Raw genomic sequence first — 16272 nt, forward strand, 5'->3', positions numbered from 1 at the left:
GGTCAGGCGTACGCCGCCGGTGCCCGCCCTGGTGTCCCTTCCGGTCACGGTCTGAGCGCATCCCCACCCACGGTCCGCATCACCACTGCTATCCGACAAGAGGTTGTTGAACCATGCCGCGTACCGATCTGCTCCGGCCCCTGCCCGAACTGCTCCGGACCAACGCCGACCGGTCCGGCAACCAGGTCGCGTACGCCGATTCGCGGCGGAACGTGACCCACGCGGAGCTGGAGATACGAACGGCGCGGCTCGCCGGCCACCTCGCCGACCTCGGCGTGTGGCCGGCGGACCGCGTCGTCGTCCTGCTCGACGGCGTCACGGCGGTGGAGGGCGTCCTCGCCGTCGTCCGGGCCGGCGGCATCGCGGTGCCGCTGAACCCGGCCCTGGACGACGCCGAGCTGGCCCGGCTGGTCGAGGACGCCGGCGCCGACGCGGTCATCACCGACGCGGCCAACGCGGCGCGGGTGTCCGTGTCGGTCCTCGTCGTCGACGGCGGGTACGACGGCGACGGGCACTCGTTCGAGGAGCTGGCGACGACCGACCCGGCGTCGCCACCCCAGGACGACGCCGGCCTCGACGACCTGGCGTTCCTCACCTGGACGGCGGGGACGACCGGCCGCCGCAAGGGCGTGCTGTCCACGCAGCGCAACGCGCTGTGGCCCGCCGCCGCGGCAAGTTACGTGGCCGGACTCGGGTGGACGGCGGACGACCGGGTGCTGTGGATGCTGCCCGTGCACGCCTGCTTCGGGCAGCTCCTCGCCGCCACCGCGGCGGGGGCGTCGGTACGCCTCGCCGGCGGCCTCTCCCCCGACGAGCTGCGGGCCACGCTCGCCGCGCAGGGCAGCACCGTGCTGGTGGGCACCGGCGCGACGCACCGCGCCCTGCTGGACGCCCCGGGCCCCGACCCGCAGGGGGTACGGATCGCGCTGGCCGTCGGCCCCGTGGACCCGGCGCTGCGCGGTTCCTTCGAGGCCGCGTTCGCCGCGCCGCTGCTCACCGGCTACGTGACCACCGAGACGTCCGGCCTGATCGCGGTGAGCTGGCCCAACGGCGACGCGGAACGACGCTGCCTGCCCCTGCCGGGCCTGAGCGTGCGGGTGGTCGACCCCGCATCGGGCGCCGACCTGGGCCCCGGCCAGGAGGGTGAGGTCTGGGTCAGCGGCCCGAACGTGATGGCCGGCGGCTACCACGACCTCGCCGCCGAGACGGCCGAGGCACTGCGCGGCGGCTGGTACCGCACGGGCGACCTGGCCCGCCGCGACGACTCCGGGCACCTCACGGTCACCGGCCGGCTGGCCGACGCGGTCGAGGTCGGCGGCGAGCGGGTCCGGCTGGACCGGATCGACGCGGTGCTGCGCGGCGTCGCGGGGGTGGCCGACGCGGCAGCCCTCGCCGGGCCCGACGGTCCGGTCGCGTTCGTCGTCGGGTCCGACGTGGACACCGCCGGCCTGCTGGCGCGGTGCCGCGCGGAACTGCCCGCCGCGGCCGTGCCGGTCGAGACGTACCTGGTGCGGAAGATCCCCCGCACCGCCCTCGGCAGCCCCGCCCGGCACCGGCTCCCCGAGCTGCCCGCCCGCCTGGTCGGCGTGGCCTCGTCGCTGCCCGACCGGCTGCACGCGCTGCGCTGGGAGCCGGCACCGGAGCCCGGCTCCGAGTCGGACTCCGGTCGGCTCGCCTGGGCGGTCGTGGGCCCGCCCGAGCTGACCGCCGACCTCACCGACGACGACCTGACCGTCGACAGCTACCCCGACCACACCGCGCTGTCCGAGCTGCTGGCGCGGGTGCTCGACGAGGACCACCCGGCGGACTCGCGCCTGGTCGTACTGACCCGGGGCGGCCTGCACGGCGACGACGAGGCGGCCCCCGGGCAGGCCGCCGCCTGGGCGCTCGCGCGGGCCCACCAGCTCCGCCGTCCCGGCCGGCTCGTGCTGCTCGACGCCGACCGGGTCGGCGCCGAGGAGCTGCGCGCGGCCGTGGCCTGCGGCGAGGACGTGCTGGCCGTACGCGAGGGCGAACTGCTCGTGCCCCGGTACGCGGACGTCCCCGCCCTGCCCGGCGGCGCACCGCTGCGGGGCACGGTCGTGCTCGTCGCCCGGTCGTACGATGCGGCGCTCACCCGCCACCTCGTGGCGGCCCACGACGTACGCGAACTGGTCCTGGTGGGGCCGGACGACGTGCCGGCGGGCGCCCCGGCGGAGCTGGCGGCGTTCGGCGCCGAGGTCTGCGTGCACCCGGACGTGCCGTTCGACCCGGAGACGCTGGCGGCCGTGCTCGGCGACCGGCCGGTCACCACCGTCGCGGCGGTGGACCTCACGGTCGAGGAGACGCTGGCGCTGCACACCGCGCCGCTCGGGCGCGCCCCGGCCAACCTCGTGCTGCTCACCGACGGCCGCGACCTCGCCGCCACCGTCGCCGCCGACGCGCTGGTGCGGCACCGGCGCGCGCTCGGCCTGCCCGGCGTCTCCGTGGCGTGGAGCGCGCCAGGGTTCGCCCGGCCCCCCGCGGCACGGCGTAGCGCCCTCCTCGACGCCGCGCTGGCCTCGGGCGAGCCCTGCGTCGTCGCCGCGCGCCCCGTGCTGGCCGCCGACGCCGGCACCGACGGCGCCGGCAACGCCCTGGCCGAGCGGCTACTGGCGTCCCCGGCGGACGACCGGCTCGGCCTGCTGCGCGAACTCGTACGGGCCGCGACCGGCGAGGTCCTGGGTGACCAGGCACCCGCGACGATCGACGGCGAGACGCCGTTCCGCCAACTCGGCTACGACTCGCTCATCGCCGTGCAGCTGCGCAACCGGCTCTGCGCCGCGACCGGCCTCAGCCTGCCGGCGAGCCTGGTCTTCGACTACCCGACGCCGGACATCCTCGCCGGCCACCTGCTCGACGCCCTGGGGCTGGGCACGGCCGAGGCGGCGCCGGCCACGGTCGAGTCGTACGACGAGAGCGAGCCGATCGCGATCGTCGGCATGGCCTGCCGCTACCCGGGCGGCATCACCTCCCCGGACGACCTGTGGCGGGTGGTCGCGGACGGCACGGACGTCATCGGCGAGTTCCCCACCAACCGCGGCTGGGACCTCGCGGCGCTGTTCGCGGGCGACGGGCCGGGCACGTGCAACGCGACCGCCGGCGGCTTCCTGCACGACGCGGACGAGTTCGACGCGGAGTTCTTCGGCATCAGCCCCCGCGAGGCGCTGGCGATGGACCCGCAGCAGCGGGTGTTCCTGGAGACCGCGTGGGAGGCGCTGGAGCACGCCGGCATCCCGCCGACCTCGATGCGCGGCAGCGACACCGCCGTCTTCACGGGCCTGCACGTGCAGAACTACGGCCGGCTCGGGCACAGCGAGGAGGACGGGGTCGACGGCCACCTCATCACCGGCACCGCGAGCAGCGTGGCGTCCGGCCGGGTCGCGTACGCCCTGGGCCTGGAGGGCCAGGCGATGACCGTCGACACCGCCTGCTCGGCGTCGCTGGTCTCCCTGCACCTGGCCGTACGCGCGCTGCGCTCCGGCGAGTGCTCTATGGCCCTGGCGGGGGGCGTGACCGTGATGGCCGGCACGGAGACCTTCACCGAGTTCTCCCGGCAGAACGGCCTCTCCCCCGACGGGCGGTGCAAGGCGTTCTCCGACGACGCCGACGGCACCGGTTGGGGCGAGGGCGTCGGCGTGCTGGTGGTCGAGCGGCTCTCCGACGCCCGCCGCAACGGCCACCGCGTACTGGCGGTCGTCCGCGGCTCGGCCGTCAACCAGGACGGCGCCTCCAACGGGCTCACCGCCCCCAACGGGCCCTCGCAGCAGCGGGTCATCCGCGCCGCGCTCGCCAACGCGGGCCTCGCGGCCGGCGAGGTGGACGCGCTCGAGGCGCACGGCACCGGCACGGCCCTGGGCGACCCCATCGAGGCCCAGGCGATCCTCGCCACCTACGGCCAGGGCCGCGAACAGCCACTCTGGCTCGGCTCGCTCAAGTCCAACATCGGCCACACGCAGGCCGCCGCCGGCGTCGGCGGCGTGATCAAGATGGTCCTCGCCCTGCGCAACGGGCTGCTGCCGCGCACCCTGCACGTCTCGGAGCCGAGCCGCAAGGTGGACTGGTCGGCCGGGGCGGTGTCGCTGCTGACCGAGCCGGTCGCGTGGCCCGCCAGCGAACGGCCGCGCCGGGCCGCCGTCTCGTCGTTCGGGATGAGCGGCACGAACGCGCACGTGATCATCGAGGAGCCGCCCGCCGCCGACGCCCCGGCCGCCGACGCCCCCGCCGCCCCGCCGGTGCTGCCGTTGCTGCTGTCGGCGCGCTCCGAGCAGGCGGTACGGGAGCAGGCCCGCCGGCTGCACGACCACCTCGCCGACCGGCCCGAGCTATCGGTCGCCGACGTCGGCCGGTCCCTCGTCACCACCCGGGTCGCCTTCGGCCACCGGGCCGCGGTCACCGGCGCCAACCGGCAGGACCTGCTCGACGGCCTCGCCGCCCTCGCCGCCGGTCAGGGCACCCCCGACGTGTTCACCGGCACCGCCCGCCCCGGCGGGCTGGCGTTCCTGTTCACCGGTACGGGCGCCCAGTACCTCGGCATGGGCACCGAACTCGCCGCCGCGTACCCCGTCTTCGCGGACGCCTTCGACGAGGCCTGCGCCGAGCTGGACCGCCACCTGGACAAGCCGGTACGCGAGATCATCCGCAGCGACGACCTGCACCGCTTCGCGTACACGCAGCCGGCCCTGTTCGCCTTCGAGGTCGCCCTCCACCGGCTCGTCGAGTCGTGGGGCATCCGCCCCGACTTCGTGGCGGGGCACTCCCTCGGCGAGCTCTCCGCCGCGTACGTGGCCGGTGTCTGGTCACTCGCCGACGCCGCGAAGCTCGTCGCCGCCCGCGCCACCCTCATGGCGGCCCTGCCGCTGGGCGGCGTGATGGTCGCCGTGCAGGCCACCGAGGAGCAGGTCACCCCGTACCTGAGCGAGCAGGTCGGCATCGCCGCCATCAACACCCCCACCGACCTGGTCATCTCCGGCGACGAGGCCGCCACCCTCGCCGCCGCCGAGCAGCTCGCCGCGCTCGGTCACAAGACGAAGCGGCTGCCGATCCCGCTGGGCGCCCACTCCCACCTGATGGACCCGATGCTCGACGACTACCGCGCCGTCGCCGCGTCCATCACCCACCACGAACCCCGCATCGGGCTGATCTCCACGGTCGATGGGCAGCCGCTGCGCTCCACGCCCGAGCACTGGGTCACCCAGGTCCGCCGGGCCGTACGCTTCCACGACGCCGTCGCCGCCCTCACCGCCGCCGGCCGCGTCGAGACCTTCCTCGAGATCGGCCCCGACACCGTCCTGGCCACCACCACCGGCGACGCCACCGGCATCGCCACCATGCGCCGGGGGCAGCCGGAGACGCACAGCCTCGCCCGGGCCGTCGGCCACCTCTTCACCGTCGGGACCAGCCCCGACGCCGACGCCTACTTCCCCGGCGTCCGCGAGGTGCCGCTGCCGACGTACCCGTTCCAGCGGAGGTCGTACTGGCTGCGGCCCACGGCCGGGGGCGACGTGGGCACGGCCGGCCTCACCGCGGCGCGCCACCCGCTGCTCGGCGCGGTGCTGGGCGTCGTCGACACCGACCGGCTCGTGCTCACCGGGCGGCTCTCCCTGCGCGAGCAGCCGTGGCTGGTCGACCACGCCGTCCTCGACACGGTCCTGCTGCCCGGCACCGCGTTCCTCGAACTGGCCGCGCACGCCGCCGAGCACACCGGCAGCGGCACGATCGAGGAACTCACCCTCCAGGCCCCGCTGACGCTGACCGAGGAGCAGCGGGTCAACCTCCAGGTGTGGGTCGGCCGACCCGACGAGCAGGGCCGCCGCGAGTTCGGCGTGTACTCCCAGCCGGCCGGGCAGCCGCCGGGCGCGGAGTGGACGTGCCACGCCTCGGGCACGCTGGCCGACGCACCCGCGCCGGCCCCGGTGGTCGACGAGTGGCCGCCAGCCGGCGCGGAGCCCGTCGACGTCGGCGACTTCTACGGCTGGCTGCTGGCGCGCGGATTCTGCTACGGCCCTGCCTTCCAGGGCGTCCAGGAGGTGTGGCGGCGCGGCGACGAGCTGTTCGCCCGGGCCACCCTGCGCACCGAGGACGAGCCGGCAGCCGTGCGCTACGGCGTACACCCGGCGCTGCTCGACGCCGCCATGCACCCGCTCGTGCTGCACCTCGACGGCGGCGGGAACCCGGCGGGCCGGGCCTGGCTGCCCTTCTCCTGGCGGGGGGTGCGGCTGCACCGCCGCGGGGCCTCGGCGCTGCGGGTCCGGCTGACCCCGGCCGGCGAGAACACCCTGCGGGTGAGCACCACCGACGACGACGGCAACCCGGTGCTGAGCGCCGACGCGGTCGCGGTCCGGCCGGTCACGACGGACGGCCTGGCCGGCGCGAGCGGCCCCACCGCCGCGCTGTACCGCACGGACTGGGTGCCCGTGGCCGCCCCGACCGGCACCGGCACGCCCGACGTCGAGGTGTTCCGGGTCGAGGCGGGCGACACCGCCGACGCCGTACGACAGTCCCTCCACGACACGCTGGCGACGCTCCAGCGGGCCGCGGCCGGCACCGCGCGGCTGGCCGTGGTCACCCGCGGCGGCGACCTCGCGGGCGCGGCGGCGTGGGGCATGGTCCGCTCCGCCCAGACCGAGCACCCGGACCGCTTCGTCCTCGTCGAGACCGACGGCACCGACAAGTCGGAGCGCGCCCTCGTCGCCGCGCTCGCCACCGGGGAGCCGCAGCTCGCCGTCCGCGACGGGGCGCTGACCGTGCCGCGGCTCGCGCGGCACGCCGCCGCCACCCGGGACGGCGCGCTGTTCGACCCGACGGGGGCCGTCCTGATCACCGGTGGCACCGGCACGCTCGGCGCCGCGCTCGCCCGCCACCTGGTCACCCGGCACGGCGCGGAACACCTGGTCCTCGCCTCCCGCCGGGGCCTGGACGCGCCGGGCGCCGCCGCGTTGGCCGAGGAGCTGACCGCCCTCGGCGCCACCACGGTCGACGTCGTCGCGTGCGACACCGCCGACCGCGAGGCGCTGTCGGCGCTGCTCGACGGGCTCGCCCGGCCGCTGGTGGGCGTGGTGCACACCGCGGGCGTGCTCGACGACGGCATCCTGGAGTCGCTCACGCCCGACCGCCTCGACGCCGTCCTGCGACCCAAGCTCGACGCCGCGCTCAACCTGCACGAGCTGGCCGGCGACGTCGACCTGTTCGTGCTCTACTCCTCCGTCGCGAGCGTCATCGGCACCGCGGGGCAGGCGAACTACGCGGCGGCGAACGCGTTCCTCGACGCCCTGGCCGCACAGCGCCGGGCCGAGGGCCGGGCCGCCACCTCGCTGTCCTGGGGCCTGTGGGCCGAGGCCAGCGCGATGACCAGCCAGCTCGGCGAGACCGACCTGGCCCGCATCGCGCGCGGCGGTCTCCTCCCGCACAGCGTCGAGGAAGGGCTCGCGCTGTTCGACGCCGCGTGCCGCTCGGACCTCGCGCACCTGGTGCCCGTCACCATCGACGTCGCCGCGGTACGCGCCGCCACGAACGCCGCGCCGCCACTGCACGGCCTGGCCAGGGTGCCGCGCCGGCGGCAGGCCGCGACCCGGCCGGGCGCCACCGCGCTGGCCCGCGAGCTGGCCGGGCGCAGCGAGGAGGAGCAGCGCGGGCTGCTGCTCGACATCGTGCGTACGCAGGTCGCCACCGTGCTCGCCCAGCCGGACGCGGACGCCGTCTCCGTGGCCGAACCGTTCCGCCAGCTCGGCTTCGACTCGCTGATGGCCGTCGAGCTGCGCAACCGGCTCAACACCGCGACGGGGCTGCGGCTGCCCGCGACGTTGACCTTCGACTACCCCACCCCGGAGGCCCTCGTCGAGTACCTTCGGGGCGAGCTGGGTGACCGGGAGGACGAACCGCGGCCCGTCGTGGCGGCGGTCGCCGCCCGCCCCACCGACGAACCCGTCGCGATCGTGGGCATGGCCTGCCGCTACCCCGGCGGCGTCACCTCACCCGACGAGCTGTGGCAGCTGCTGCTCGACGGCCGCGAAGGCATCAGCGGCTTCCCGACCGACCGCGGCTGGTCGCTGGACACGCTGTTCGACCCCGACCCGGACACCCCCGGCACCAGCTACGTCGACCAGGGCGGATTCCTGCTCGACGCGGCCGGGTTCGACGCGGAGTTCTTCGGCATCAGCCCCCGCGAGGCGCTCGCGATGGACCCGCAGCAGCGGATCTTCCTGGAGACCTGCTCGGCGGCGCTGGAGAACGCCGGCCTCCGGCCGGACGCGCTGCGCGGCTCACCCACCGGCGTGTTCACCGGCCTCATGACGCACGACTACGCCGCCGGGGCGAGCGCCGTACCCGACGGTGTCGAGGGATTCCTTGGCACCGGAACCGCGGGCAGCGTCGCCTCGGGCCGGGTGGCGTACACGTTCGGGCTGGAGGGGCCGGCGGTCACCGTCGACACCGCCTGCTCGTCGTCGCTGGTCGCCCTGCACCTCGCCGTGCAGGCGCTGCGCTCCGGCGAGTGCTCCCTCGCGCTGACCGGCGGCGTGACCGTCATGTCCACCCCCAGCCTGTACGTCGAGTTCTCCAAGCAGCGGGGCCTCGCCCCCGACGGCCGGTGCAAGTCGTTCGCCGCCGCCGCGGACGGCACCGGCTGGGCGGAGGGCGTCGGCGTACTGGTGGTCGAGCGGCTCTCCGACGCCCGCCGCAACGGCCACCGCGTGCTGGCGGTCGTACGCGGCTCGGCCGTCAACCAGGACGGCGCCTCCAACGGCCTCACCGCCCCCAACGGGCCCTCGCAGCAGCGGGTCATCCGCGCCGCGCTCGCCAACGCGGGCCTCGCGGCCGGCGAGGTGGACGCCATCGAGGCGCACGGCACCGGCACCTCCCTGGGCGACCCCATCGAGGCCCAGGCCATCCTCGCCACCTACGGCCAGGACCGCGAACGCCCGCTCTGGTTGGGCTCGCTGAAGTCCAACATCGGCCACGCCCAGGCCGCCGCCGGCGTCGGCGGGGTCATCAAGATGGTCCTCGCCCTGCGGCACGGGCTGCTCCCGCGCACCCTGCACGTCGACGAGCCGTCGCCGAAGGTCGACTGGTCGGCGGGCTCGGTCGCGCTGCTGACCGAGCCGGCCGAGTGGCAGCGCAACGGCCACCCGCGCCGCGCCGGGGTGTCGTCGTTCGGCGTCAGCGGCACGAACGCGCACGTGATCATCGAGGAGCCGCCCGCCGAGGCCGACAGCGCCGACGCCGGCACGCCGCCGCAGGCCCTGCCGTGGCTGCTGTCCGCCCGCTCGGAGCAGGCCCTGCGGGAGCAGGCCCGCCGCCTGCACGACCACCTCGCGGCCCGCCCCGAACTGCCGGACGCCGACGTCGCGCGCTCCCTGGCCGCCCGGGTCCGGTTCACACAGCGGGCCGCCGTCGTCGGGACCGACCGGCGGGAACTCCTCGACGGCCTCGCCGCGCTGGCCGCCGGCCAGGAGGCCGCCAACCTGGTCACCGGCACCCCCGGGGCCGGCAGGTTGGCGTTCCTGTTCACCGGGCAGGGCGCGCAGCGGCTGGGCATGGGCGGCGAACTCGCCGCCGCGTACCCCGTCTTCGCCACCGCGTTCGACGAGGTCTGCGCCGCCCTCGACGCGCACCTCGACCAACCGCTGCGCAAGGTCATCGACACCGACGAGGTGCACCAGACCGGCTACACCCAACCCGCCCTGTTCGCCTTCGAGGTCGCCCTCTACCGGCTCCTCGAATCCTGGGGCATCCGCCCCGACCACCTCGCCGGACACTCCATCGGCGAACTCGCCGCCGCCCACGTCGCCGGCGTCTGGGACCTCGCCGACGCCGCGAAACTCGTCGCCGCCCGCGCCCGGCTCATGCAGGCCCTCCCCACCGGGGGCGCCATGGTCGCCGTGCAGGCCACCGAGGAACAGGTCACCCCGTACCTCTCCGACGTGGTCGGCGTCGCCGCCGTCAACACCGGCACCGACCTCGTCCTCTCCGGCGACGAGGCCGCCACCCTAGCGGCCGCCGAGGCACTCGCCGCGCAGGGCCACCGGACGAAGCGGCTCACCGTCTCGCACGCCTTCCACTCCCACCTGATGGACCCCGTCCTCGACGACTACCGCGCCGTCGCCGACTCCATCACCCACCGGGAGCCCACCGTTCCCGTCATCTCCACCGTCGACGGCCGACCGCTGCGTTCCACCCCCGACCACTGGGTCACCCAGCTGCGCCACACCGTCCGCTTCCACGAGGCCGTCGAGGCTCTCGCCGGCACGCACCACGTCGGCACCTTCCTCGAGATCGGCCCCGACACCGTCCTCGCCACGGCCGCCGCCACCGGCGACGCCACGGCCATCGCCACCGCCCGCCGGGGAGAACCCGAGACCGCGACCCTCGGCAGGGCCGTCGGGCGACTCTTCACCGCCGGGACCGGCCCCGACGCCGGCGCGTACCGGGCGGGCGCCCGCGAGGTGGAGCTGCCGACGTACGCGTTCCAGCACCAGCGGTACTGGCTGGTCCCCGACGAGGGGCCGGCGGACGCCGCCGGGCTCGGGCTCGGGGCGGCGGACCATCCGCTGCTCGGAGCGGTGCTGGCGCTCGCCGACTCCCAGCGGAGCGTGCTCACCGGCCGGCTCTCCCTGCGCGAACAGCCCTGGCTCGCCGACCACGCCGTCCTCGGCACGGTCCTGCTGCCGGGTGCCGCGTTCGTCGAACTCGCGCGGCGGGCCGCCGAGCACGTCGACCTCGACCGCATCGAGGAGCTGACCCTGCACGCGCCGCTGGTGCTGCCGGCCGACGGCGCGGTACGGGTGCAGGTGGAGGTCGGGGAGCCCGACGAGGCCGGGCGCCGGCCGCTGCGGGTGTACTCCCGGCGCGAGGACGCGCTCGACGGCGAGCCGTGGACGCAGCACGCGAGCGGCCTGCTCGACGCCGCAGGGGAGGCCGAGGCCGGCTGGGCCGGTGAGTGGCCGCCCGCCGACGCCGTGCCGGCCCCGGTCGAGGAGCTGTACGACCGCATCGCCGACCTCGGCGTCGACTACGGCCCCGCGTTCCGGGGACTGGTGGCGGCCTGGCGGCACGGCGACGAACTGCTCGCGGAGGTCGCGCTCCCCGTCGACGCGCCGGCGGGTCGCTTCGGACTGCACCCGGCGCTGCTGGACGCGGCCCTGCACCCGATCTCCCTGGCCACCGGGGCCGACGGTCCGCTGCGCCTGCCGTTCAGCTGGCACGGCGTACGGGTGCTGACCACCGGGGCGACGGCCCTGCGGGTGCGGATCACGCCCACCGCCGGCGACGCGTACGCCCTGGCGCTCGCCGACGGCACCGGCATGCCGGTGGCCACGGTCGAGTCCCTGGTCGCGCGCCCGGTGACGATCGAGCAGCTGCGCTCCACCGCCGGTCCGGACGGGCTGCACCGGTTGGAGTGGCAGCCGGTCCCCACGCCCGTGGCCTCCGCCAGCGCCTTCGACGTGTTCCAGGTCGGGACCGGCACGGACGCCGAGGCGGTACGGGCCGCCGTGCACGACGCGCTCGCGGCGGTCCAGGAGTGGCTGCCCGGCGACCGCTCCCCGCTGGTGTTCGTGTCCCGGGGTGCGACCGACGGCACGAACCCGGCGGGCGCGGCGGTCTGGGGCCTGGTCCGCTCGGCGCAGACCGAGCATCCCGATCGTTTCGTCCTCGTCGACACCGACGACCCGGCTCTCGTCGGCGCGGCCGTCGCGACCGGTGAACCACAGGTGGCCGTCCGCGACGGGGTGTCGACCGTGCCGCGGCTCGCGACGTTCGTGTCCGCCTCGGACCGCCGCCTGTTCGACCCGGCGGGCACCGTGCTCGTCACCGGCGGCACCGGAGCACTGGGCGCGGAACTCGCCCGCCACCTGGTCACCGCGCACGGTGCGCGGCACCTCGTGCTGACCTCCCGCCGTGGCCCGGCCGCGCCAGGCGCCGCGGAGCTGACGGCCGAGCTGGAGTCGCTGGGCGCCAGGATCACGGTCGCCGCCTGCGACGCCGCCGACCGGGCCGCGCTGGCGGACCTCCTGGCGTCCCTGCCCGACCTGGTCGGCGTCGTGCACGCCGCGGGCGTGCTGGACGACGGTACGGTCGAGTCGCTCACGCCGGAACGGGTGGACGCGGTGCTGCGGGCGAAGGTCGACGCGGCGCTCAACCTGCACGAGTTGGCCGGCGACGTCGAGATGTTCGTGCTGTTCTCCTCGGCGACCGGGGTGCTGGGCACGGCCGGCCAGGCGAACTACGCGGCGGCGAACGCCTTCCTGGACGCGCTCGCCGCGCGGCGTCGGGCGTCCGGCCTCACCGCGACGTCGCTGGCCTGGGGCCTGTGGCGCAGCGGTGGCGCGATGACCGGTGGGCTCACCGAGGCCGACCTCGCCCGCATCGGGCGCACCGGCGTGCGGGCGCACACCGTCGAGGAAGGCCTCGCGCTGTTCGACGCGGCCTGCCGGACCGACGAGCCGTGCCTGGTCCCGATCAGGTTGGACGTGGGCGTCCTGCGCACGAGCACGTCGGCGCCGGCACCGCTGCGCTCCTTCACCCGCCCCCGGCGCTCCTCCTCGGCCGGCAGCGCGGCGTCGCTGTCCGGCCGGCTGGCCGGCCTCGCCGAGCCGGAGCAGCGCGAGGTGCTGCTGACCCTGGTACGCACGAACGTGGCGGCGGTGCTGGCCCACGACTCGGTGGAGACCATCGCGGCGGACCAGGCGTTCAAGCAGCTGGGCTTCGACTCGCTGACGGCGGTGGAGCTGCGCAACCGGCTCAACCAGGCCACCGGCCTGCGGATGCCGGCGACGCTGACGTTCGACCACCCCACGCCCGCGGCGCTCGTGGAGCACCTCATCGGGGAGCTTGGCGGCAACCAGGCGCAGCTCAACCTGCGCACCCTCGTCGACAGCATCGCCAGGGTGGAGGCGACGCTGGAGTTGGTGGACGCGGCGCAGACGGCGGAGACGGACATCGCCGCGGCCCTGCAACGGCTGCTCACCAGGTGGCGCGACAAGTCCAGCCCGGCCGAGGCCACGGACCTCGCCTCGGTCACGGCGGACGACCTGTTCGACATCCTGGACAGCGAGCTGGACAACGCCTGACCCCGGGGCGAGCCACGACCGCCCCCCACCCCGACGCACGACGGGGTGGGGGGCTGGTCCGTTCACGGGAGGCCCGACCGGGGTGGAGGGCTGGTCCGTTCACGAGACGCACGAGACGCCCGCCGGGGCCGCAAGCGGGCCGCGACCGGACCGGGAGCAGCCCGACCGGGGACGGCCCCCCGCCCAGATCGGGAACGACCCGTCCCGCCCGGACCGGAAACAGTCCCGACCGGAGAAGGCCCACCCCGTCCGGACGGGAACAGCCCGCCCGGACGGGAACGGCCCGCCCGGACGGGAACGGCCGCCCTGCGCGGACGGGAACGGCCACTCCGGAACGGAAAAGGCCCACCGGCCCCGGGCGTACCCGGGGCCGGTGGGCTGATCAAGCACGAGGGTGACCACCACCGGAACGCAGCCACTTCCAGCGCGACATGGCTCGGCTCAATGCTCTCCGCGCGGCGGGCTGGTTGGCGCTGTGCTTCAAGGCGGACGACGCAGTGCGGCACCCCGCCCGAATTGTCCGGCTGATAACTGACGCAATCCAGGAACGCCGCCCCAGCCAATGCTGATCAGGACGCCATGGACCTTAAAATGGCCGGATAACGTCCATGGCGTCCTGATCACCGGGGCGCTCGCACGCGATAGCGCGGCGGCCGGGCGCCCCCCACGCGATAGCGCGGCGGCCGGGCGCCCTCCACACGAAAGCGCGGCGGCCGGGGCGCTCGCACGCGAGCGGCGGGGCGGTCGGGCGCTCGCACGCGAAGGCGCGGCAGCCGTTTCGAGATGTCCTGGGGTCACCGGTGCTTCAGCCGGTCGTTCGCGGGTGCGGGATGTCGCCGGGCCGGACCGGTGGTGTCGCCGCGTGGCCGGGAGCCGGGCGCGGGACCCGGCCGCCGTCACCTCGTCGAGACGGTCTGTGCACCGGCCCGCGCGTCGAACACCGAGATTGCCTCTGCCGGACAGAAGCTGGCGTCACGGAGCCGGCCGGCCCTCAGCGGGCGGCCGGCCTCCAGCCGGCGGCCTACGTCAGCTCACCACCGAGTACTTCTGCCAACCCGTCGCGAGCACCTCGGGCGCGGAGAACGTGGCCGAGGGCCGCTCCGCGTCGAACTTGCCGTTGTGCAGGTGCACGACGAGCGTGCCGTCGGCGCGTACGGCCAGCAGGTCCGGCCGGCCGTCGAGGTCGATGTCGGTCACCGTGATGTGCGCGAACTCCTGCCAGCCCTTGCCGAGCGTGAACCACTGGCCCTCGCCGCGCCACCACGGGCCCTCGCCGGAGGTGTCGTGCGCGAACTCGTACAGGTCGAGGTCGCCGTTGGCGCGGCGGACCAGAAGGTCGGGCCGGCCGGTGCCGGTGAAGTCGGCCATCGCCAGCGGGAAGTCCTCGACGTCGATCGTCACCAGGCGGTGCGCGGTGCGGTCGTACGTCTCGTTCTGCGTGACCTGGCGCTTGTTGAAGAACGCGTCGACGTGGCCCGCGTCCTGCTCGCGGCCGAACATGTCGTCACAGCCGTCCAGGTCCACGTCGGCGATGCCGAGCGTCTCCCACTTCTTGTCGTCCCGGGCGCCGGAGATGCGGATCGGATCGCCGAGGGTGTCGAGACCGTTCAGCCCACCCCTGTTCGGATAGAGGAAGATCCCGTGCGTCTCGTTCATGTGTCGCATGCTCACGCCGATGACGTCGGCGTAGCCGTTGCCGTTGACGTCGATGGGACGGACCATCCCGTAGTTGCGATACGGATGGAAGTCGGTGCTGATCAGCACGGGCTCGTCGTATGTGTCGCCACCACGGAAGCTGCCGCTGTGCGGGAAGACCAGCAGTTCACCCGTGTCGTCGTCACGGGCCATGATGTCCATCCTCCCGTTCCCGTTGAACGAACGGCAGTGACCATTCCCGCCCATGCGTGCCACGAACTACCTCCCCGTACACCCCGAAATACGACAGTCCGATCATTACGAACAGGGGCTGGGGGTGGTAACCCCTACCCGCACCCCTCACCACCCGCAAGAAGGTGCTCGACAGGCGAGATCGACAGGCGACAAAGCCACCTACGCCTATCGGCGCTGATCCATGCCCCCATCGCCGGCCACGGGCATTAGGGGACCGATCGAAGAAGGGGCGTAGGCGACTTTCTGCCACCTCGGTCTTCTGTCACTTGAAGTCGAAGCCGCGGCCCGAGCGGCCCGCCGCGGGCCGACCGTCGCCGGGGCGGGCCGCTCGGGTAGGGGCCAGCCGTCGCGCGGGGCTGGCGCACGGGCAGAGGCCAGCCGGAGCACGCGCACGAGGGCCCGGCCGGACGAGCCGGCCGGGCCCCCAGGGTTGGTTCCGGGTCAGCCGCCGAGGCTCGCCGCCGCCGAGGCGATCGCCGGGGCGAAGGTGCTCACCTGCGTGTAGACGCCGGGGTAGGAGGGCCGGGCGCAGCCGTTGCCCCAGCTCACGATGCCGACCTGGATCCAGGCGTTGCTCGCGTCGCGCCGGAACATCGGGCCGCCCGAGTCCCCCTGGCAGGTATCGATGCCGCCGCTGGCGTAGCCGGCGCAGATCTCCTCGTTCGCGATGATCTGGCCGCCGTAGTAGGAGTTGCAGGTCGCGTCGCTGACGAACGGCACGCTGGCCTTGCGCAGGTAGCGCTGCTGCGCGCCGTTCTCGCGGGTGGCGCCCCAGCCGGCGACCGTGAAGGTGCCGTTGTCGTACGCGGTGCTGGTGGCGATCTTCAGCGTCGGGAGCGTGGTGACCGGCGTGGCCAGCCGGATCAGCGCCCAGTCCTTGCCGTTGCCGTTGTAGCCGGGCGCCCGGTAGACGTAGTTCGAGCGCACCTGGATCCGGCTCGACGACTGGAGGTCCACGACGCCGAGGGTGGCGGTGATGCTGGTGTTCGTACCGGTCCCGCCGACGCAGTGTGCGGCCGTCAGCACCAGGCGCGGGCTGTAGAGGGAACCGCCGCAGCCCATGGAGAGCCGGACCATGAAGGGGAACTCGCCCTGGGCGGCCAGCGTCCCGCCCACGACGTACGGGGTCACCTCGGGCCCGGGCTTGGCGGAGGCCGGAACGGCCAGGACGAACGAGCCGGCGGTGACCGCCACCAACGCGGCGGCCAACCGGCCGACGAGTGTGCGCCAACGGACCATGGGAGCCTCCCGAACCCTCGCGGCGGGCCGAGGCGGCACGCCGGAAACCGATGGCGGG

The 16272-nt window shown here is 75.1% G+C and carries 3 protein-coding genes; 1 reads left to right on the top strand and 2 read right to left on the bottom strand.

The genetic code is table 11. The features are described 5' to 3' along the window. Positions 1-113 precede the first annotated feature (113 nt). Entirely contained in the window at positions 114-13085 is a 12972-nt protein-coding gene (locus ABZ573_RS29390) for an SDR family NAD(P)-dependent oxidoreductase (RefSeq protein ID WP_358122263.1), read from the top strand. Between the two features lie 1026 nt (positions 13086-14111). On the opposite strand, the gene ABZ573_RS29395 is transcribed toward ABZ573_RS29390, so the two are convergent. Further along, on the bottom strand, positions 14112-14933 hold the full coding sequence (locus ABZ573_RS29395) for an FG-GAP-like repeat-containing protein (protein WP_192581577.1): 822 nt from the start codon (positions 14931-14933) through the stop codon (positions 14112-14114). A 483-nt stretch (positions 14934-15416) separates the two neighbouring features. After that, positions 15417-16214, bottom strand: coding sequence for a serine protease (locus ABZ573_RS29400; RefSeq protein ID WP_327029356.1), 798 nt, complete (start codon positions 16212-16214; stop codon positions 15417-15419). Between the last annotated feature and the right edge of the window lie 58 nt (positions 16215-16272).

The organism is Micromonospora sp. NPDC007220 (genome assembly GCF_040634035.1).
Taxonomy (GTDB): domain Bacteria; phylum Actinomycetota; class Actinomycetes; order Mycobacteriales; family Micromonosporaceae; genus Micromonospora; species Micromonospora reichwaldensis.

What these genes read in the sequence shown, in the direction of transcription:
- ABZ573_RS29395 (WP_192581577.1), bottom strand. Translation starts at nt 14,933, where the DNA reads ATGGCCCGTGACGACGACACGGGTGAACTGCTGGTCTTCCCGCACAGC.
- ABZ573_RS29400 (WP_327029356.1), bottom strand. Translation starts at nt 16,214, where the DNA reads ATGGTCCGTTGGCGCACACTCGTCGGCCGGTTGGCCGCCGCGTTGGTG.
- ABZ573_RS29390 (WP_358122263.1), top strand. Translation starts at nt 114, where the DNA reads ATGCCGCGTACCGATCTGCTCCGGCCCCTGCCCGAACTGCTCCGGACC.